Below are 19,766 nucleotides of genomic sequence, written 5' to 3'. Positions count from 1 at the left end.
GGGCGGGAGACCTCACCTTGCCATAGCTCCAAGGCACTCATCATGTTACTCGCCTTGTTGTCAGGCAACAGCGACCGCGCGGCTACTTTGCCATATCTTCCATGCAAAAAGGGAGGCAAATGCCTCCCTTTCAACTAGTTACCGGTCATCCCTTGTCGGGATGGGCCAGAGACTTCTCAGGCAATCAGCTTGTCATCGCTAAAGCCAAAGCCACGCAGACCCACCACATGCACATGCTCGTGCTTGCCCTGCACCTTGCGGATGAGCTTGTAGGTAGTTCCCTTCTCGGGGCTGATGTTCTCGGGTGCCGCGATAAGCAGTTGCATATCCTGCCGCTCGCACAGCTCGAACAGGGTGGCGATAGATTTGCCATCCAGACGGGCCGCTTCGTCGAGGAACAACAGACGGCAGGGGGCGATATCCTTGCCGCGCAGACGGCGGGACTCCTCCTCCCAGCTGATCAGCACCATCAGCAGGATAGCCTGACCGGTACCGATCGCCTCACCGGTGGAGAGCGCGCCGCTCTCGGCACGCAGCCAGCCATCGGCCCCGCGCTGCACCTCGATCTCCAGCTCCAGATAGTTGCGATAGTCGAGCAGCACGTCGCCCATCACCTGATAGCTACGATCCCCCTGCTCGATCTGCGGATTGAGGCGCTGGAACAGCTTGGCCATCGCCTCGGAGAAGCTGAGCTCCTTGTCGGCGAACAGATCGTTGTGCATGGCGGTTTGATCGGCCAGCGCCGTCAGCAGACGGGTGTGGGCCTCGCGGATATTGACGTTGAGGCGCACCCCGCGCACCAGACCGAAGGCGATGTTCTGCAAGCCCTGATTGAGCACCCGGATGCGGTTCTGCTCGCGGCGGATGATGTTGGTGATCTTGGCCGCCACCTCGTGGGAGGAGAGCGACAGATGGGTTTCCCGCTGCTTGAGCTCATCAGCCAGACGGGCCAGCTCGATCTCCATCTCCTCGATCGCCTCGACAGGATCATCGGAGCGGATGATGTCGTTGCGAATGCGATCCTTGAGGTAACGGTAGACCTGCACGTAGAAGGCGACCTTCTGCTCGGTGCTGCGGTTGCCCTCGGAGAGACGCAGCGCATCGCGCAGGGCCTCGTCGTGGGCCACCGCCACCCGCAGGGCGCCGAGGGCCTTGTCCGACATGGAGCGCAGCTCGTCGCTGTCAAGATACGCCAACTCACGCTTGTTGAGGCGCTTCTCGACGTCGGTCTCCCGCGCCAGACGCACCACCCGCGACCAGCTCGCCTTGTGACCCACCAGAGATTTACGGGCGCTGTAGTAATCCTTGCCTTCCAGCTTGAGACGGCCGCCAAGGGATTCGATCTCTCGCTTGGTGACCTGCAACTGGGCCTCGGCGCTGGTGCGACGGGAACGGGTGCGGATCAGCAGCTCTTCAATCTCTTTCTTGTGGGCGCGCGCCTTCTCTTCCATATCGTCAGAGAGGGTCAGCCCCATGGCCGCCAGCTCCTGCTCGAACTCGGTCAGGGTCTGGCGCTTGGCCTCGACGCTGGAGTTGAGCGCAGTGCGCAGCTGCAACGCCTCGGTGTGCCGCTGGGCAATCTGCTTGTGCTGCTCACCGGCGGTGCGGGCCGCCAGCTCGGCCGCTTTCAGCTTCTCTTTGAGTCGCTCGCTCATTTCAGACGCCTTGCCCAGCAGATCTTGCGCATCCTGATAGGCAAAGTGCGGCAGACGGGCCACCAGCTGATCGAGGGCGTAGCAACGGCGCTTCTGCTCGGCCAGCAGGTCGCTCACCTCATCATAGGCAGCCTGCAGCGCGGCCAGATCCTGCGGATCCTGACGCAGCACCTGCACCATGGTTTCCAGTTTTTCCAGCGACTTGCCGTGCTTGGCGATAAAGGCTTCGGCCTGTTTCAGGGCGTCCACATCGGCATGAGCCGCCTCGAGGCGGGCCGCTAGGTCTGTCTCGGCAAACAGGTGGGCAAAGGGCAGCATCCCCTGCACCAGCTGGATATGGCGAGTCAGCTGGGCGGCCGCCGCTTTGGCATCACTCAGCTGCTTGTCACACTCGCCGATGGCTCCTTGCAGCGTGCGCAGTTCGGCCTGTTTGGCTTGCACTTCGGCTTCGGGGTCGGGGCGGAAGGCGATATCCAGATGCTGACCGATAAAGTCGCGGAAGTGACCGTAGAGACGGTGGTACTTCTGCTGCTCGAAGGCGGCCTTGGCGTAGCCCTCGATCAGCCCTTCTCGCTCAAGGTCGAGCTGCTCAATCCGTTTCTCCCGGGCGGCGCGGCCAAACAGCGGCAGCTCGGGGTAGCGGGAGAAGCGCACCTGACGCTTGCTGGTGCGCACCAGCACGGCGTCTCCCAGCTCGTCCGCTTCCACCAGATCCTCGTCAAAGGAGTCGGGGTTACCCTGAATCAGGTAGATATCTTCCGGGCAATCTTCCAGCTTTTTCAGCCGCTCGATGGCGCCTTCGAGGTCGAGCACCACCAGGGCGCTGCGAGCCGGGCCGTAGAGCGCGGAGTAGTAAGGGGCATCGTCGATGGAGATATCGTCATAGACATCGGAGAGCAGCACGCCCCCCACCTGCTCGGCGATGCGGGCAAGACGGGGATCCGCCTCGCCAGCCCCCAGCTGCAGGTTGCGAATTTGCAGCTCCAGCGCCTGTTTCTGCGCCGCGATGCGGTTGCTCTCCTGCTCGAACTCGCGCTCCTTGTCGAGCACTGTCTGCATACCGGCCGAAAGCTCTTCGGCGGTAGTCAGCGGCAAACCGCTCTGCTCACGCAGTTGCTCGAGTTTTTCAAAGGATTTGAGCCAGCGCGGCGCCAGCTTGGTGAGATCGCTGATATCGCGACCGAGCTGGGCGCCCTGATGCTCAAGGCTGGCGCGGCGCTGGTTCACCTCCGCCTGCTGCTCGGAGAGCTCCTCCTGACGGGTACGTTGGGCTTCGAGGAAGATCTCCAGCTCATCGCTGCTGGCGATAAGCTGGCCAGAGGCCTGCTGCAGCTCGTCACGCAGCTTGAAGAGACTCTTCTGGCTTTCGCTCTCTTTCTCGAGGCGAGCCAGCGCGGCGCGCAGCCCCTGCCCTTGGGCAATGCGGGCCTTGTCTTCGATGTGACGCTTGAGCAGCGCTTGGGCGGTAGGCCAGGCGGCCTCGCGCACTGTCTCGGGGGCGATGCTCAAAAGCAGCGCCAGCGCCGCTTCGTGCTCGGCCACTGCCGCCTTGGCCAGCGCCAATTGCTGTTCGGCCCCCAGCACCCGGCTGGTGAGACTCTGCTCGGCTGCGCGGAACTGGTGCAGGGTGTCACTCGCCTGCTCGGCGGTGAGCCCCGGCAGCTCGCACTGCTCGCGGGCAGCCTCCAGCGCCTGCACCGCCTGACGGTACTGGATGGCGCGGGTCTGCTGAATATCGAGCGCCTGCTGGTAGTCGGCCAGCTGGGTCTTGAGGCTGTCGACTTCTGCCTGTGCCAGCTCCTTGCGCTCTTCCACTTCCAGCAGTTGGCCGTGGATCTCCTCCACTACTGCCTGCTGCTGTTCGAATTTGTCAGAGAGATCCGCCAGATCGGCGCGGTACATCTCGATCTTCTTCTGCAAGCTGACAGCCGCCATCACTTTGGCCAGATGCTCGGAGGCAGACTCCAGCTCGTCGGTCAGCAGTTTCTCACGGTTGGTGAGCTGCTCCACCTCGTCGGCCAGATAGATGGCGCGCTGCTTCTCTTCGGCCAGAATGCGGCGCTTGTCCGCCAGCTCCTGGCGCGCCTTGAGGGCCAGCTCGGAGAGACGGCTCTTCTCGGCGGCGTTGCGCACATAGTCGGCGGCCACATAATGAGTGGTCTCGGTGATCAGGTTCTTGAACAGATCCCGCTGACCCTGGGTCTCCTTGATCGCTTCCAGCGTGCGGCGGTTTTCATAGATGGCCGCCTCCATGTCTGCAAACGCCTTGCGCACCCCGGAGTTCTCCGGCAGCAGGTATTCGCGCAGGGAACGGCTGATGGACGAGGAGATGCCGCCGTAGAGGGAGGCTTCGATCAGGCGATAGAACTTGCCGCGATCTTTTTGATCACGCAGCTTCTTCGGGGTGATGCCGAACTCGAACATGAAGTTGTGATAGTCGGTCACCGTATTGAATTTGGCGACTTTCAGCGCCCCCAGCTCAGCGGCCGCCCCTTTCAGATCGGTAAAGGCGCGTACCCGCCCCTTGCCGCCATCGAGCTTCTCCAGCAGCAGGTCGGTCGGCGCCAGATTCTCCGGCACATCCACCAGCGCAAACGGGGTGATGTTGACCTTGTTGTCACGGTTGGCCACCTGCTCGAGGTGCACGCCGACCCAGATCCGCTGTTCGCGGCTGTTCATCACTTCCAGCAGGGAATAGCAGTGGCCACGCTGCAGCTTGCCGTAGAGCCCCTTGTCACGGGAGGCGCTGCTCGATCCCGCTTCCGTGGTGTTGCGGAAGTGGAGCAGTGACTGGTCGGGGATGAGCGCCGCGATAAAGGCCGCCATGGTGGTGGACTTGCCCGCGCCGTTGCCGCCGGAAAGAGTAGTGACCAGTTGGTCGAGATCGAAGGTCCGGGCAAAGAAGCCGTTCCAGTTGACCATGGTCAGGGATTTGAACTTGCCTCGCACCGGTTATACCTCCAGATCCAGTTGTTCTTCATCGAGATCCGCCTCGATGTCATCAAAGAGCGAGTCGCTGCTCGGCATTTCGTCGTCGTGGAAGATGGCTTCACCCTCCTGGATCATCCGCAGCTGGACGGCGCGCGGATCTTCATCGGAGCGCACATCCGCGGCGAAACGGAACACCGATTCGTTGACCCGGAATTTATCTCCGTTGCCAAGGGCGGTGATCATGCCAAGGCGGCGCAGACGGCGCATGGAGGTGCGGATCTTTTCGAGCAGCTTCTTCTTGTCGAGATCGGTACCGCCGGAGCGGCTGTTGACCATCCGCAGCAGCTGCTTCTCGTCGGCGAGGCTCAGCACCTCTTCTTGCAGCTCGGCCATGGCGAATACCCCTTCGGAAGCCAGACGATCCGGACTCAGGTAGAGGTAGCAGAGCACCTTGCCCACCAGCATATCGAGCTCGGAGAGCACAGTGGTGCCGATGTCGGAGCTCGGGCGCGGACGCAGGTAGAAGAAGCCTTCCGGCGCCTTGATCAGCTCCACCTGATAGCGGCCGTAGAAGATCTCCAGCTCGCTGTGATATTCGACCAATGCCGAATGCTGCTCGAACTCGTCGGCACTTATGTGGCGACCGGAGCGCAAGGCGGTGTCGATGCGCGGAAACAAGGGGTTGGCAATCGCCTCTGCAAGGCGCAGCGGCAAGGGAAACTCAGTATTGATCAATGACATAGGCCTGAACCTTGGATCCAGCTTGGTTAATGGGTTTCCATGCGGGTTGGCGATGCTGTTCGCGCTCGCCGCTGGCATGGCCCAGGCGCACGGCCTGGTCGATCAGAAGACGCGCCACATCGAAGTGGGCATGAGCCGGGTAGTCCAGCAGGTATTCCCGCAGCACATCGGCCAGATCCAGCTGCTGCCCCTGCTCGGGGTAGCGGGCCAGATAGCGCTCGATGCGCTCGGCCAGCTCCTGGTTGATGTCCACCATCTCGACGTACTCCATCTCGAGGGGCACCTCACCGGTCACCTCCTCGTCGTGGATGGCGATGGTTTCGTCGCGCAGCTCCAGCAGACGGGGCTCTTCGGCCACCCGCAGCTGCCAGTTGTGCTGCTCGAAATTGCGGATGGACTCGCGCAGCCGCTGGCTGAAGGCGCGGTTCTTGTCCATGTCGATGGCGTTGCGGATAAATTTGTGGACGTGTCTGTCGTAGCGGGACCAGAGCTCGATGCACTGCTGACCCCAGCTGGTGATGACGTCGAGCCGCCCCTGCAAGGCGTGAGTCAGCTCCTCGACGTGAAACAGGTCATCGCGCCCCTGTGCCGCTTCCTGAATATTGAGCAGACCCGCCTGCAGGCGGTGGCCGGCAGCGTCAAGGGTATCCTGCAGCTCGCGCAGGGTCTGGCCGGTCTCGTGCAGCAGCTTTTCGCAGCTGTGAATGGCATCGACCCAGTTCTGGGTCAGCAGGGCCGCGATTTCGCTTTTGACCTGATTCTGCTGCTCATCCATGGCGCGCTGGGTGAGATCGATCCGCCCCAGCGTCTCTTCCAGCGAGAAGGTGAGGCGCGGCAGCACCTCGGCATCCCACTGCTCGCGGGTGTTGGTTTCCAGCGCCGCCTTGCGGGCGGTGTCGAGCTCGGAAGCCAGGTGTTCGAGCAGAATGGAGAGCTTGATGGAGTCAACCTGACGCTGATCCATAAAGAAGTCGACGATGCTCACACCCAGGCGCGACAGACGGTAGAGGCTCTCCCCCGCCACCATGTCGGTGTTGAAGCGCGACAGCAGCTGCTGGCGAATAAGATCGTTGATGGCGTTGTTGGCGCGACCGGTGAGGGTCTCGTCCATCTGGCCGAAGGCGCTGCTGACATAGCCAAAGGCATCGTGCAGCGCCGCTTCCGACAGGTCCGACTCATCTTCGGACAGGGTCTTGATTGCAATCAGAAAGGCCAGCCGGTCGGTCGGCAGGCTCAGCGCCAACCCCTCCTGCCTGACCCACCCTACTAGCTCCGGCAAAGAACGCTCTGGCAGGGTACGGGATGTACTCATCATGATGTTGTCATCTCGTTGTTGTATTGGGCGCAAAATCATGCGCGCGGCTACATCCGGTAGCATCGAAAACATGGTTCACATCGACGTGAACAGCGAGCAATCAGCTGGCCGGCTTCTGGGCCATCACATGGATATAGCGACCGAGGGAGACAAAAGGCTCCTGACGGCAATATTGCTGCTCCATGGCCAGCAGATCGTCGAACTTCTCCACCTGATCCTGCTTGTGACGCATATAGTCGTGGATGACCCGCACCCCGGTCTTGCCGATGATGCGCAGCCCCCCGCGACCAATCCAGTCATAGACCAGCTCCGGCAATTGGGGATTGGTGGGCGTAAGCGCTGTCTGCCGCTTCTTGCGAAGGCCAAGGCGCACATAGTCAAAATTGCCCACCACCAAGCTCTGGAACAGCAAGCCATGACGGTTGTAGAAAAGCAGCGACAGTATGCCCCCGGCATTGACGAAAGGGAACAGACCCAGCAAGGTCTGGCGCGGCTCGGCGAGCCACTCCAGCACCGCATGGCAGAGCACCAGATCAAAGGTACCGGTCACGTGTTGCTTCAGATCCTGAATGGGGCAATGGATGAGATGGATTTTGTCTTCCAGCCCCTTCTCGGCGATCTGGCTGCGGGCCAGTTCCAGCATTTCTGCTGACAGATCGCACAGCTCCACCTGATGGCCCATGGCCGCCAGCTTCTGGGCGAAATAACCAAACCCGCCCCCCGCATCGAGGATGCGCAGCGGTCGGTTGCCAAGGCGGGCCAGGCAGGCTTCGATGTCGCTCCAGACAATGGTGGTGCGGATGCGCCCCTTGGTGGAGTCGTAAATGTTGCGGGCGAACTTGTCGGCGCGCCCGTCAAAACTCTGATCGTGCTTCAAGGAGAAACTCAACATTAGCGCCACAGGGTTGTGGCCATCCCAAAAAAGAGAGGTATTCTGTCACATCCCGAATTTGCTGAAAACTCAAGGAAGTGTCTGTCGTGTTTGTGCTCAAAAAGTGGCTTGGTCAGCTGTTGATGCCGCTCCCCTTCTCCCTCTCCCTGCTGCTGGTTGCCCTGTTGCTGCTCTGGTTCACCCGTTTTCAGAAAACCGGCAAGCTGCTGGCGACTCTGTCGCTGCTGCTGGTCGCCCTGCTGGGAATGCGGCCGGTGAGCTACGAACTGGCCCGCGGGCTGGAGCAGACCTTCCCGCCGTTCGAGGTGAGCCAGCATCCCAACATCGACGCCATCGTGGTGCTCGGCAATGGCCATGTCAGCGATCCGGCGGTACCGATGCGCAGTTGGCAGAACAATATCTCGCTGGCACGGACTCTCGAAGGGGTTCGCCTCGCCCAGGCCTATCCCGAAGCCGAGCTGATTTTCTCCGGCTATGTATCGGGGGATACCCTCTCCAATGCCGAGGTCAATGCCCGGATGGCCGAGAGCCTCGGCATATCCCGTTCGCGGATGACGTTGTTTGAAAACAACAAAGACACTCATGATGAGGCGGTCAGTATCAGTCGTCACCTCAAGGGAAAAGAGGTGGCGCTGGTCAGTTCGGCCACCCATTTACCCCGGGCCATGGCCCTCTATCAGGGTCAGGGACTCAATGCCGTGCCGGCCCCCACCGACTACACCGCCAAGCAGAGCCAGGTACCCCAGCCCCTCTACAGTTATTTACCCAAAGGGCGTTATCTGATGTATTCCGAAGCTGCCATCCACGAATGGATTGGGGTATGGTGGGCTCGCTTGCGGGGGCAGGTTAACGAATGAGCGATCAAGCGTTTCATTCCTGATTTGGATCAGGAAAGCGAAAAAAAATTACGTCATTTGCCGCCGGGTCAGCTATCTTGGGCTCGGTTCAATTCATATAATGTCGCGCAATCAAATGCCTAGGAGATATACAAGATGAGACAGCACCTGGTAATGGGTAACTGGAAACTGAACGGCACCAAAGCTTCTGTAGAAGCTCTGATCAAAGGACTGACCCCGGCTGCTGCCGCTCATCCTTCTGTGCAAGTCGCCGTCTGCCCGCCGGTTATCTTTTTGGGTCTGGTTGAGCAACTGACCGCTGGCAGCAAGATTGCCTACGGTGCCCAGAACGCTGACGTTCACGAGTCTGGTGCCTTCACCGGCGAAAACGCCCCCTCCATGCTGAAAGCCTTTGGTTGCACCTACTCTCTGGTCGGCCACAGCGAGCGTCGTACCCTGCACGCAGAGAGTGACGACGTGGTTGCTGCCAAGTACGAAGCGATCCAGAAAGGCGGCCTGATCCCGGTTCTGTGCATCGGTGAAACTCTGGAGCAATTCGAAGCCGGCGTGACCAAGAACGTGGTTGAGACCCAGCTGAAAGCCGTTATCGACCGTTGCGGTATCGCCTCCTTCAACAACGCCGTTATCGCTTACGAGCCGGTATGGGCCATCGGTACTGGCAAGACTGCCACTCCGGAGATCGCTCAGTCCGTTCACGCTCACATCCGTCAGTACCTGGCCGGTTTTGATGCCGCTGTTGCTGCCAAAGTACAGATCCTGTACGGCGGTTCCGTCACTGGCGCCACTGCAGCCGACCTATTCGGTCAGCCGGACATCGACGGTGGCCTGGTCGGTGGTGCGTCCCTGAAAGTGGACGACTTCTCCCAGATCATCGCTGGCGCTGCCAAGTAATCGTTGATTACGGCAAAGAGAGGGGCTCGTCCCCTCTCTTGTATCGCTTTTCCTATGGTGGCCCCCGCATCCCATATGAAAGCCGATATAGTAAAAGTGGCTTGTCTATTTAAACATTCGTATTTGACAACTCAGATCCAGAGGCACTCATGACCAAACAAATCAAACGTATTGGTGTTTTGACCAGTGGTGGCGACGCACCGGGTATGAACGCAGCCATTCGCGCCGTGGTTCGCGCCGGTTTGCATCATGGCCTGGAAGTTTACGGTATTTATGATGGCTACCTCGGTCTGCACCAGGATCGCATCGTCAAGCTAGAGCGTCACAGCGTCTCCGACGTGGTGAACCGTGGTGGTACTTTCCTCGGCTCCGCCCGTTTCCCTGCCTTCAAAGACCCCGCAGTGCGCGCCGAAGCGATCGAAAACCTGAAAAAGCACGGTATCGACGCGTTGGTCGTCATCGGTGGTGACGGCTCCTACATGGGTGCCAAGAAGCTGACCGAAGAGGGTTTCCCCTGCATCGGCCTGCCGGGCACCATCGACAACGACATCGCCGGTACCGACTTCACCATCGGCTTTGATACTGCCCTGAACGTGGTGGTTGACGCCATCGACCGCCTGCGCGACACCTGCAGCTCCCACCACCGTATCTCCGTGGTCGAGATCATGGGTCGCCACTGTGGCGATCTGGCCATGTCTGCCGCCGTTGCCGGTGGTGCCGAGTATGTGATCGTGCCGGAAGTAGCCTTCGACAAAGAGAAGCTGCTCAAGCAGATCAAGGAAGGCGAAGCCAAGGGCAAGAAGCACGCCATCATCACCATCTGCGAGCACGTTACCGACGTGAACGCGCTGGCCAAGGACATCGAAGCCCTGACCGGTCGTGAAACTCGCGCCACCATCCTGGGCCACATCCAGCGTGGCGGAGCCCCGACTGCTCGTGACCGCATTATGTCCAGCCGTATGGGTGCTTACGCCGTTGAGCAGTTGCTGGCCGGCCACGGTGGCCGCTGCGTCGGTATCCAGCGCAACGAGCTGGTACACCACGACATCATCGACTGCATCGAGAACATGAAGCGTCCGTTCGATCAGGAGCTTTACAACCTCTCCACCACCCTGTTCTAAGCCTCGCGGCTTTTAACCGGCTGTTGATGACAAAAACCCTCCATCGGAGGGTTTTTTAATATCTTACAACAACGGGTGCATCGGCACGCTGTGTGCCCCTCACCATACGGGTTGCCTGATTCCAACCCTTGCGCCATCTGACTGATCACTAGCCTTCCTCTCCTCACAGCAACCGGCTTCAGCCTACGAACAGAGTTCCGGTATTGTCGTGGATGTTTTATCACTGCAAACCGGATTGCGTTGACCTGTGCTCTGTCGACCCTGAAACTAGCTTGTTCAGCCTCCTCGTCATACGCCGCTTTTTATATCTCAATCTTGTAGAAGGAATTCAGATATCTTCCCCAGCCATGCTCCGGCGCTGCGCTCGTATTGCACTCACATGACTCACACATATGCACCGGCTACGCAAATCGCTACTCGCGCCCAGCCAGAGAGTGCGCCTCTGGCCTATTGCGCACCTCACTCTTGCTGCGGCCATGTCTACTCCGAGGCCGACGGGGAAATTGGTGGTGATAAAACAGCCAGCTGCCACTCTGTATCCCCCCGATGCACGGCTCTCCTCCCTATACCCCCATGTATTGCTGTAAAAATGCGGAGACTCCGGACTGATAAAGTGATGGTGCGACAAGGGCTGGCAACCAGATTGTCTCCATAGACTTCTTTTGGATGAGCTATCTACGTCAGAAATCGTCAAACTATGGCCTTACACACTTTTTATGGCCTCAATGGCACTATTGCAAGGGTGAAAACTTATAAAACGCCACTAAGGCTCCATACAAAACCCACCACCAAGCCAACCAGCATCTCAACAACCAATTGAATTTAAATGAAATAATCATAAAAACAGAATCTTGAATGCCTACCATGCCAGAACAGGTGATAAAATCAGCTCAATATGACAAAAACAGCCATTTCAACCAACCAAAAACATAAAGTGGCTATTTTATCAATTTACACCTTGTTTTACCCCCTTGTTATGGTATCTTGACAACATCAACCAACAACTTAGGGAGAGAAAAATGAAAGAGTTTGTCGTTACTGCCGTTTTCACGGTGTTTTTCACCCTGGTTGCTGTCTCTCTGCCCTCACTGTCACAGTTCTGAGCCGGATAGAGAGGCATCAATCCGGACTGACCCTCTTTGCCATGTCTGTTTAATCGCCACCAACTGGCGCTTTTCAGTGACAATGCCGAGATGGTCAACATAGATATGATTTCATCACGTTGACGCTGTTTCTTTCGCCACAAGGGTGTAACCAGGATGGTTTAACCATATGGCCTGATGGAGTAGAACCAGCAGCAGATCATATCCGAGGGGAGCAAGGCTCCCCTTTTTGTTACCCGCCGTTTGACAATCCCCTACCCCGCCATCTACAACAGGCCGGTTTACGCCATACGGCCCATGCCCACAACTGATGTTTTCCCCTACTGTACTCTCCATTCAACACAGCTAAATCCGTCAGCAATCTCTTGTGCACACCTTTGCTCTGATACTTGTCCGGCAGATATAAAAAAGCCCCCGCCATCATGGCAGGGGCTCGCGTTACGCAGTGTCAGCTTAAGGCTGTTATATCTCAGCCCAGCTCAAAGCAGTTATGTCTTGTTCCAGCGCTCTGGGTCATATTCCGGGCTGAAGCGGTCAACAATGACAGCACAGGCCGCATCGCCGGTGATATTGAGGGAGGTGCGGATCATGTCGAACAGACGGTCCAGCGCGAACAGCAGCGGCAAACCTTCGATGGGGATCCCGGCCGCCAGCAGCACGGCAACCACCAGGAAGCTTGGGCCCGGCACACCGGCCTGACCGATCGCGCCCAGAGTGGAGGTCACAATGATGGCTGCCCAGGCACCGACGCTCAGATCGATGTTGTAAACCTGCGCGAAGAAGATGGCGACCAGACCGTAATAGATGGCGTTGCCGCTCATATTGATAGTGGCACCCAACGGCAACACGAAGGAGGCGGTCGCGTTGGTCACTTTCAGATCATGCTCGCAGGTCTCCATATTGACCGGCAGGGTCGCCATGGAAGAGGCGGTGGAGAAGGCCACGATCTGCGGCTTCTTCATGGCAGAGAGGTACTTCATCACCGGCGTGTTGGAGAACATCATCACCAGCAGCGGATAGACCACGAAGCCGAAGATGAGGATGGCAGCCACATAGACCACGAATAGCTTGAGTACCAGGGTCAGCACATCGAAGCCATAGGTACCGATGGCTTCCGCCATCAGACCGAACACCCCGAGCGGCGCGATGATCATCACCTTGTTGATCATCCAGACGAAGGCATCCACCAGGGTATTGAGCCCATCGACCAGTGGCTTGGCCCGCTCGCGCGGCTGTTTGGCCAGCGCAATGCCGAGGAACATGCAGAACACCAGGATCTGCAGGATGTTCGCTTCGTTGAGGGAGTTGAAGACGTTGGAGGGGATCATGCCAAGCAAGGTGGCGACTGCATCCGGCAACGCCCCTTTATCGGCATAGTCACCGCCAAACATGGAAGCGACGGAAGCGAAATCGACCCCGACACCCGGTTTGAAGATCTGCCCCATCACCAGTGCCAGCAACACGGCCAACGCTGAGGTCACGAGGAAGAAGGCCAGCGTAGCCGCGCCGATCTTGCCCGCAGCGGGGCTGGCGCCCAGATTGGCGGCGCCGGAGAGGATGGCTACCGCCACCAGCGGGATCACCAGCATCTTGATCAGCTGGATAAACAGGGTACCGAGCGGTGCAAACACGGTGGCTTGTTCACCCATGAACGCGCCGACCACTGCGCCCAGTACCATGGCGACCACAACCTGGAAGCCGATGTTTTTAATGAGTCCTTTAGTTAACACAATATGTTCCTTTATGTAGCAAAATTCACACTTTTCCCAGTGCAATTAACCAAACAGGGGAATGAGCGGCTGCCCATTCCCCTGTTTGCGCGTGTTATCTCACATTTAATTGCTGTTTTAAATCAGCAAATCATTAACCTTGGCTATTAATAAGTTTGCGAAAAAGTGAAGATTCAAAGCGGTCTCGGCGATTTTTACCTCATCCCCCATGACAACTGGCAAAAGATTGTGCTAGTTTGGCTGCACAAACGTACACACAGGGATGTAAAGATGCTGAAAGTTAACGAGTATTTCGACGGAAATGTAAAATCCATCGGTTTCGAACAAAAAGGCGAGAAATCAACCGTCGGGGTGATGAACGTCGGTGACTACCTGTTCAACACCGCCGCCCCCGAACGGATGACAGTGATCAAGGGCGCCCTCACCATCCAGCTGGCTGATGAAGATGAGTGGCACACCTACAGCCAGGGTGAATCCTTCCTGGTGGCCGGTCACTCCTCCTTCAAACTGGAAGTGAAAACCCCCACAGCTTATCTGTGCGAATTTCTCGACTGATCAGGCCGGTTGAAGGGGATCAGCCCCTTCAACCTTATTGCCCCCCCAGCCCCATTATCTGTGTCCATGTCACAGCACCGCACATCCCCGCTTCCTATCCATGGCAAAAATCCTAGAATAAACAGACATAAACCATCACCGGATTGATGTCATGATCAGCGTGTTTGACCTGTTCTCCATCGGAATTGGCCCCTCCTCTTCCCATACCGTCGGCCCCATGCGTGCCTCCTATGCCTTCGTTCAGCAGCTCAAGCTGCAAGGCCATCTGCCGCAGATCACTCGGGTCGAAGTGGAGTGTTACGGCTCGCTGGGCCAGACCGGCAAAGGACACGGCACTGGCAAGGCGATCATTCTGGGGTTGTCGGGCTTTGAACCGGAATCGGTCGATATCGATGCCATCCCCGCCATTCTGGCTCGAGTGGAAAAGGAACAGAGCCTGCCGCTGGCAGGCGAACAACCAAGCCATTTTCCCCGCACCGGTGCCATCATCTTCAACCGCCGCAAGACCCTGCCGGCCCACACCAATGGCATGACTCTGCGCGCCTTTGATAAAGAGAAAAACCTGCGCTTCAGCCAGACCTACTACTCCATCGGGGGCGGCTTCATCATTGAAGAGAGCCACTTTGCCACCGCCAAGGAAGAGGCCGCCAAGTCCGATGCCGAACACCCTGTCCCCTACCCGTTCGACAGCGGCGCCCAACTGCTGGCCCACTGTCAGGAGAGCGGCCTCTCCATCTCGGGGCTGATCCTGGCCAATGAGCGGATATTTCGCAGCGATGAGCAGATAAAAGCGGGGCTGCGCAAGATCTGGCAGGCGATGCAAGGCTGCGTCGAGCGTGGCTGCAAGAGCGAAGGGGTGCTGCCGGGCGGCCTCAAGGTTCGGCGCCGCGCCCCGGGGCTGTTCCGCCAGTTAAGCTGCGAGACTAACTTCAACAAGGATCCGCTGATGGTGATGGAGTGGGTCGATCTCTTTGCGCTGGCGGTCAACGAAGAGAATGCGGCAGGCGGACGAGTGGTGACCGCACCCACCAATGGCGCCGCGGGCATCATCCCCGCCGTGCTGCACTACTACGATCGCTTCGTTCACAAGGTGGATGACGAGACGCTGATCCGCTACTTCCTCACCGCAGCCGCCATCGGCATCTTATATAAGAAGAACGCCTCCCTCTCCGGGGCCGAAGTGGGCTGTCAGGGTGAGGTTGGGGTTGCCTGCTCCATGGCGGCCGGCGCGCTGACCGAACTGCTGGGGGGCAGTCCAGCCATGGTGGAAAACGCTGCCGAGATCGGCATGGAGCACAATCTCGGCCTCACCTGCGATCCCATCGGGGGACTGGTGCAGGTGCCCTGCATCGAGCGCAACGCCATGGGCGCAGTGAAAGCGATCAATGCCGCCCGCCTCGCCCTGCGCGGCACCGGCGAGCACAAGGTGTCACTGGACAAGGTGATCAAAACCATGTGGGAGACCGGCAATGATATGAAGACCAAATACAAGGAGACGGCCCGCGGCGGCCTTGCCGTTAACATTACCGAATGTTAAAAAACGGCAATTGACTCCATTTGGTTCCGAAATGCCCGGCATCGCCGGGTATTTTTATGGGCAAACGCTTAACAAAATGGATAAGCACCAAAATAAATTTTATACTCGCGCCTCAAACTCAACAAAAATAGATCTGTTTCAACTTTTTTTAGGTCGTGAGCCGTTACACTACGGTTATCTGGTTCAGTGACCTGCGCAAACCAGCGCGTTCCATGGATCTCCCAAATTTCTGTGAGTGGGCATGCCGCCCCCTTCTACCCTGAGGTAATAGTGACATGATCAGCGTTTTTGATATCTTCAAAATCGGTGTAGGCCCCTCTTCTTCCCACACTGTTGGCCCGATGAAAGCGGCCAAACAGTTTGTTGACGAGCTGCGCGCGGGCGGCAAGATCCGCGATGTAACCCGGATCAATGTCGATGTCTACGGCTCCCTCTCCTGGACTGGCAAAGGCCACCATACCGACACCGCCATCATCATGGGCCTGGCTGGCAACCTGCCGGAAAACGTCGATATCGATGCCATCCCCGAGTTTATCTCCCGTGTTGAACAGACCGAGCGCCTGCCGATCGGCCTGCACTGCCACACCGTCAGCTTCCCGCGCGACGCCATGGTATTCCACGATGAAGCCCTGCCGCTGCACGAAAACGGCATGAAGCTGACTGCCCTGATCGAAGATGAAGTGGTTTACAGCAAGACCTACTACTCCATCGGTGGTGGTTTCATCGTTGACGAAGAGAACTTCGGCAAGGCTGACAGCGGCGACATGTCCGTACGCTATCCGTTCAAGAGCGCCGCCGAGCTGGTTGCTCACTGCAGCCAGACCGGTCTCTCCATCTCTGCCCTGATGATGGAAAACGAGAAGTGCTTCAACACTCCGGAAGAGATCTACAAGAAGTTCGGCAAGATCTGGAACACCATGCGCGAAGGTATCGAGCGCGGCTGCCGTACCGAAGGCGTTCTCTCCGGCCCGCTGCGCGTACCCCGTCGTGCCGCACCGCTCTACCGTCAGCTCAACACCAACGAGAACCTCTCGAGCGACCCGATGAACATCGTTGACTGGGTCAACATGTTCGCTCTGGCCGTGAGTGAAGAGAATGCTGCCGGTGGCCGCGTGGTCACTGCCCCGACCAACGGCGCAGCCGGTATCATCCCGGCCGTACTGGCTTACTACGACAAGTTCATCCAGCCGGTTGGCCGTGACGAGTACACCCGTTTCTATCTGGCTGCCGGTGCCGTCGGCATCCTCTACAAGATGAACGCCTCCATCTCCGGCGCCGAAGTGGGCTGTCAGGGTGAAGTGGGTGTCTCCTGCTCCATGGCCGCTGCCGGTCTAACCGAGCTGATGGGCGGTAGCCCGGAGCACGTCTGCGAAGCTGCCGAGATCGGCATGGAACACAACCTGGGTCTGACCTGTGATCCGGTTGCCGGTCAGGTACAGGTGCCTTGCATCGAACGTAACGCCATCGCAGCCATGAAAGCGGTCAACGCCTCCCGTATGGCCCTGCGTCGTACCTCCAAGCCGCGCGTCTCCCTGGACAAGGTGATCGAGACCATGTACATCACCGGCAAGGACATGGACTCCAAGTACCGTGAAACCTCCCGTGGCGGTCTGGCCATCAAGGTGATGCAGGTTGCCTGCGAATAAATAGGGTTTGCGACCCTCATTTGAACAAAGGCGGGATATCCCGCCTTTTTTATTGCCCGAATGGGATGCTGGGTACTGATACCGGCATACCGACCATTTCACTGTAGGGCGTCGCTGATATACCCCTGCTACGCCACCGCAATGCGGATTGCCTTGTCTGCATACCTCTCTAATTACATACCTTGATTAACTCTTCTCAATGCATTGAGAGAGACATTACGCCCCTACATGAAACCTGTACCTGCTATCTTGCCCCAGCCACGATTTCACAACTAATCGATATCGAGATGGCCCCTCATCTCAATATCCCCCTTTGGTCATACCCTTGTTTGACAAGACGCGGTTACCGCTCACCCTGCGGATTATCACGCCGCCACATTGATTGCCTCCTATTCGGCACTTTCGTGATCAGGGCAAACAATCAAGTACACAAACAGGGGGTTAGCTCATCATTTTGGCCGCAGTGCATCGCACAAACTGCTTTTAGCGCAGTGATCCCCCCCTCTTTACAACCCCATTCGATGGATAACCCATTGCGCAGTGGAGGCCAAAAGATATCCCAAGTAAGAGGCAGAAAATAATCGATGAATGAGCCAATAGCCGCTGCAATGGAGGATATGAGTGCGCGCTGCTCGCTATTTTTGTGAGCGCCAGCAAAGGTTGACGATATGGTGTTGAGGGCAGATTGACTTTCTATTTAAACAGCGAAAAGTGAATATCACCAAAGGGGGGATTTAATTTGGCCAGTTTCTGTCACAGGATTATCGCGCACCACCTCACTGGGGCCGGAATGCGTCATGCAGAGTCACAAAGAATTAGCCCCGCTCGGCAGAATGCACAACGGGGCTGGATATTCAGGATGGTTTTTTCAGGCTGGCCTTGTGCTGCTCCAGCAAATTCTCGGGGGGCGGTGGCACCTGCAGATAGAACCCCTGGTTGGTCAGCGCGGCCATCACCTTGCCGACATCAGCCAGCCCCAAGGGCTTGGCCGGATCCAGCTTGGTCATCAGCACCAGCTCGGGACGCCCGAATGCGCTCAGCAATGGCTCGGGAACGCGGGAGAAATCCTCTCTTTTTTCAACAAAAAGGTAGGTCTCGGCTTTTTTGCGACTTTTATAGACTGCACACAACATGGAAATTGATATAATCCGACGAGTTTATTGCCTCTGATGGGGGCAAACTATAACATCAGGAATTGAATAACAATAACGGATTAGCATCTCTGCCTCGGGGAAGATTCATGGTTGAGCGCGATAACGAATTGAAAGGGACCACCTTCACTATTTCTGTGTTGCATATCAGCGATGGCGAGCCTGAGCGGATACGTCAGTTGTTGGCCGAAAAAGTGGCCCAGGCCCCCTACTTTTTTAATTGTGCGCCGCTGGTGATCAATGTTTCCCGACTGGAACATATTCCCGATTTCGAACAGCTCAAGGAGCTGGTGGAGTCCGAAGAATTTGTGCTGGTCGGCATCACGGGTGCGCGCAGCGAAGAGATGAAGACAGCCGCCAAGGCGGTGGGATTGGCCGTGATGGCCTCGGGCAAGAGTCGCAAGAGCGAACCGGAACCCGAGCCAGCCCCCGCGCCAGCCGCCCCTGAGGTAGTTCGTGAGCCCGAACCCGCCCCCTTGATTCCGAGCAAGGTACATGTGGGGCCAGTACGCTCCGGCCAGCAGATTTATGCCGCCGGCACCTCGTTGGTAGTGCTGGGATCCGTCAGTCCGGGGGCCGAAGTGCTCGCCGATGACAGCATTCATATTTATGGCACCCTGCGTGGCAGAGCCATAGCCGGCGCCAAGGGCAACACCCAAGCCCGGATCTATTGCCAGCAATTACAGGCCGAACTGCTCTCCATCGCGGGCACCTTCCAGCTGAGCGATGCGTTGCCGGCAGGCCTGATCCAGCAACCGGTTCATATCCGGCTGGATAATGAACAACTCCGTATAGACCGTATCAAATAGAGTTACAAGGAAGCGAGAATGGCGCGAATCATAGTCGTTACATCGGGTAAAGGTGGCGTTGGCAAGACCACAACCAGCGCAGCCCTGAGTACCGGTTTAGCCCAGCGTGGCCACAAAACAGTGGTCATCGATTTTGACATCGGTCTGCGAAATCTGGACCTCATTATGGGTTGTGAGCGACGCGTGGTGTATGACTTCGTCAACGTCATCAACGGTGAAGCCAACCTCAATCAGGCGCTCATCAAGGACAAACGTTGCGAGAACCTGTTTATCCTGCCCGCCTCCCAGACCCGGGATAAAGATGCCCTGACCAAAGAGGGTGTCGAGAAGGTGCTGGATCAGCTGGCCGAAATGAAGTTTGACTACATTGTCTGCGACTCCCCGGCCGGGATCGAGGCGGGCGCGCTGATGGCGCTCTATTTTGCCGACGAAGCGATCGTCACCACCAACCCGGAAGTCTCTTCCGTACGTGACTCCGACCGCATCCTCGGCATCCTGGCCTCCAAATCCCGCCGTGCCGAGCGTGGCGAAGACCCCATCAAGGAGCACCTGCTGCTGACCCGCTACTGCCCGACCCGGGTCAACCGTGGCGACATGCTGAGCGTGCAGGATGTGCAGGAGATCCTGGCCATTCCGCTGCTCGGGGTGATCCCTGAGTCCCAGGCAGTGCTGCGCGCCTCCAACTCCGGCGAACCGGTCATTCTGGACAAGGAGTCCGATGCCGGTCAGGCCTATGACGATGCGGTTTCCCGTTTGCTCGGTGACACCAAGGAATTTCGTTTTCTGGAAGAAGAGAAGAAGGGCTTCTTTAGCCGACTGTTCGGGAGTTAAA

At 57.9% G+C, this 19,766-nt stretch carries 14 protein-coding genes; 8 read left to right on the top strand and 6 right to left on the bottom strand.

Going from position 1 to position 19,766, the window contains the following annotated elements:
* Positions 1–176: 176 nt before the first annotated feature.
* The 4 genes from mukB to cmoM all read right to left on the bottom strand — a co-directional run bounded on the left by mukB (position 177) and on the right by cmoM (position 7,519).
* Positions 177–4,604, bottom strand: coding sequence for a chromosome partition protein MukB (mukB, locus tag G5367_RS00400; RefSeq protein ID WP_421243533.1), 4,428 nt, complete (start codon positions 4,602–4,604; stop codon positions 177–179).
* A 3-nt stretch (positions 4,605–4,607) separates the two neighbouring features.
* Positions 4,608–5,327 (bottom strand): chromosome partition protein MukE, encoded by a 720-nt coding sequence (mukE, locus tag G5367_RS00395; protein ID WP_005345759.1) that lies wholly within the window; start codon positions 5,325–5,327, stop codon positions 4,608–4,610.
* Positions 5,308–6,642, bottom strand: a complete 1,335-nt coding sequence (mukF, locus tag G5367_RS00390) for a chromosome partition protein MukF (protein WP_421243532.1) — start codon at positions 6,640–6,642, stop codon at positions 5,308–5,310. Before mukF ends, mukE begins: the two co-directional genes overlap by 20 nt.
* A 100-nt stretch (positions 6,643–6,742) precedes the next feature.
* Entirely contained in the window at positions 6,743–7,519 is a 777-nt protein-coding gene (gene cmoM / locus G5367_RS00385; RefSeq protein ID WP_421243531.1) for a tRNA uridine 5-oxyacetic acid(34) methyltransferase CmoM, read from the bottom strand.
* Positions 7,520–7,620: 101 nt separating this feature from the next.
* Between cmoM and elyC the strand changes: the two genes are divergently transcribed.
* The 3 genes from elyC to pfkA all read left to right on the top strand — a co-directional run bounded on the left by elyC (position 7,621) and on the right by pfkA (position 10,403).
* Positions 7,621–8,391, top strand: a complete 771-nt coding sequence (elyC, locus tag G5367_RS00380) for an envelope biogenesis factor ElyC (protein WP_421243530.1) — start codon at positions 7,621–7,623, stop codon at positions 8,389–8,391.
* Positions 8,392–8,526: 135 nt separating this feature from the next.
* The gene (tpiA, locus tag G5367_RS00375; RefSeq protein WP_120414341.1) at positions 8,527–9,282 is read left to right on the top strand and encodes a triose-phosphate isomerase; all 756 of its coding nucleotides are present in this window, start codon (positions 8,527–8,529) and stop codon (positions 9,280–9,282) included.
* A gap of 149 nt (positions 9,283–9,431) precedes the next feature.
* Positions 9,432–10,403 carry a 6-phosphofructokinase gene (gene pfkA / locus G5367_RS00370; protein WP_005336840.1) on the top strand — a complete coding sequence of 324 codons (972 nt, stop codon included), beginning with the start codon at positions 9,432–9,434 and terminating at the stop codon, positions 10,401–10,403.
* Between the two features lie 1,591 nt (positions 10,404–11,994).
* Here pfkA and G5367_RS00365 read toward each other — a convergent pair.
* Positions 11,995–13,236, bottom strand: coding sequence for a dicarboxylate/amino acid:cation symporter (locus G5367_RS00365; RefSeq protein WP_421293778.1), 1,242 nt, complete (start codon positions 13,234–13,236; stop codon positions 11,995–11,997).
* 270 nt (positions 13,237–13,506) lie between these two features.
* Between G5367_RS00365 and G5367_RS00360 the strand changes: the two genes are divergently transcribed.
* From G5367_RS00360 to G5367_RS00350, 3 genes are all read left to right on the top strand, one after another.
* Positions 13,507–13,791: a pyrimidine/purine nucleoside phosphorylase gene (locus tag G5367_RS00360; RefSeq protein ID WP_167556500.1), complete on the top strand. Its 285-nt coding sequence runs from the start codon at positions 13,507–13,509 to the stop codon at positions 13,789–13,791.
* A gap of 151 nt (positions 13,792–13,942) precedes the next feature.
* On the top strand, positions 13,943–15,328 hold the full coding sequence (locus tag G5367_RS00355; RefSeq protein WP_407959417.1) for an L-serine ammonia-lyase: 1,386 nt from the start codon (positions 13,943–13,945) through the stop codon (positions 15,326–15,328).
* Positions 15,329–15,603: 275 nt separating this feature from the next.
* Positions 15,604–16,974, top strand: coding sequence for an L-serine ammonia-lyase (locus G5367_RS00350; RefSeq protein ID WP_005336844.1), 1,371 nt, complete (start codon positions 15,604–15,606; stop codon positions 16,972–16,974).
* An 854-nt stretch (positions 16,975–17,828) separates the two neighbouring features.
* Here the strand turns inward: G5367_RS00350 and G5367_RS00345 are convergent.
* Positions 17,829–18,107, bottom strand: a complete 279-nt coding sequence (locus tag G5367_RS00345; RefSeq protein ID WP_005360946.1) for a YcgL domain-containing protein — start codon at positions 18,105–18,107, stop codon at positions 17,829–17,831.
* A 107-nt stretch (positions 18,108–18,214) separates the two neighbouring features.
* Here G5367_RS00345 and minC point away from each other — a divergent pair, with 107 nt between their 5' ends.
* Entirely contained in the window at positions 18,215–18,934 is a 720-nt protein-coding gene (gene minC, locus G5367_RS00340) for a septum site-determining protein MinC (protein WP_106843635.1), read from the top strand.
* 18 nt (positions 18,935–18,952) lie between these two features.
* Complete coding sequence (gene minD / locus G5367_RS00335; RefSeq protein WP_005345776.1) at positions 18,953–19,765, top strand: septum site-determining protein MinD; 813 nt, start codon at positions 18,953–18,955, stop codon at positions 19,763–19,765.
* Position 19,766: the final 1 nt, after the last annotated feature.

This window comes from Aeromonas sp. 604282, from assembly GCF_049170575.1.
Taxonomy (GTDB): Bacteria; Pseudomonadota; Gammaproteobacteria; order Enterobacterales; family Aeromonadaceae; genus Aeromonas; species Aeromonas veronii_A.
This window is presented reverse-complemented; position numbering and strand designations above follow the sequence as displayed.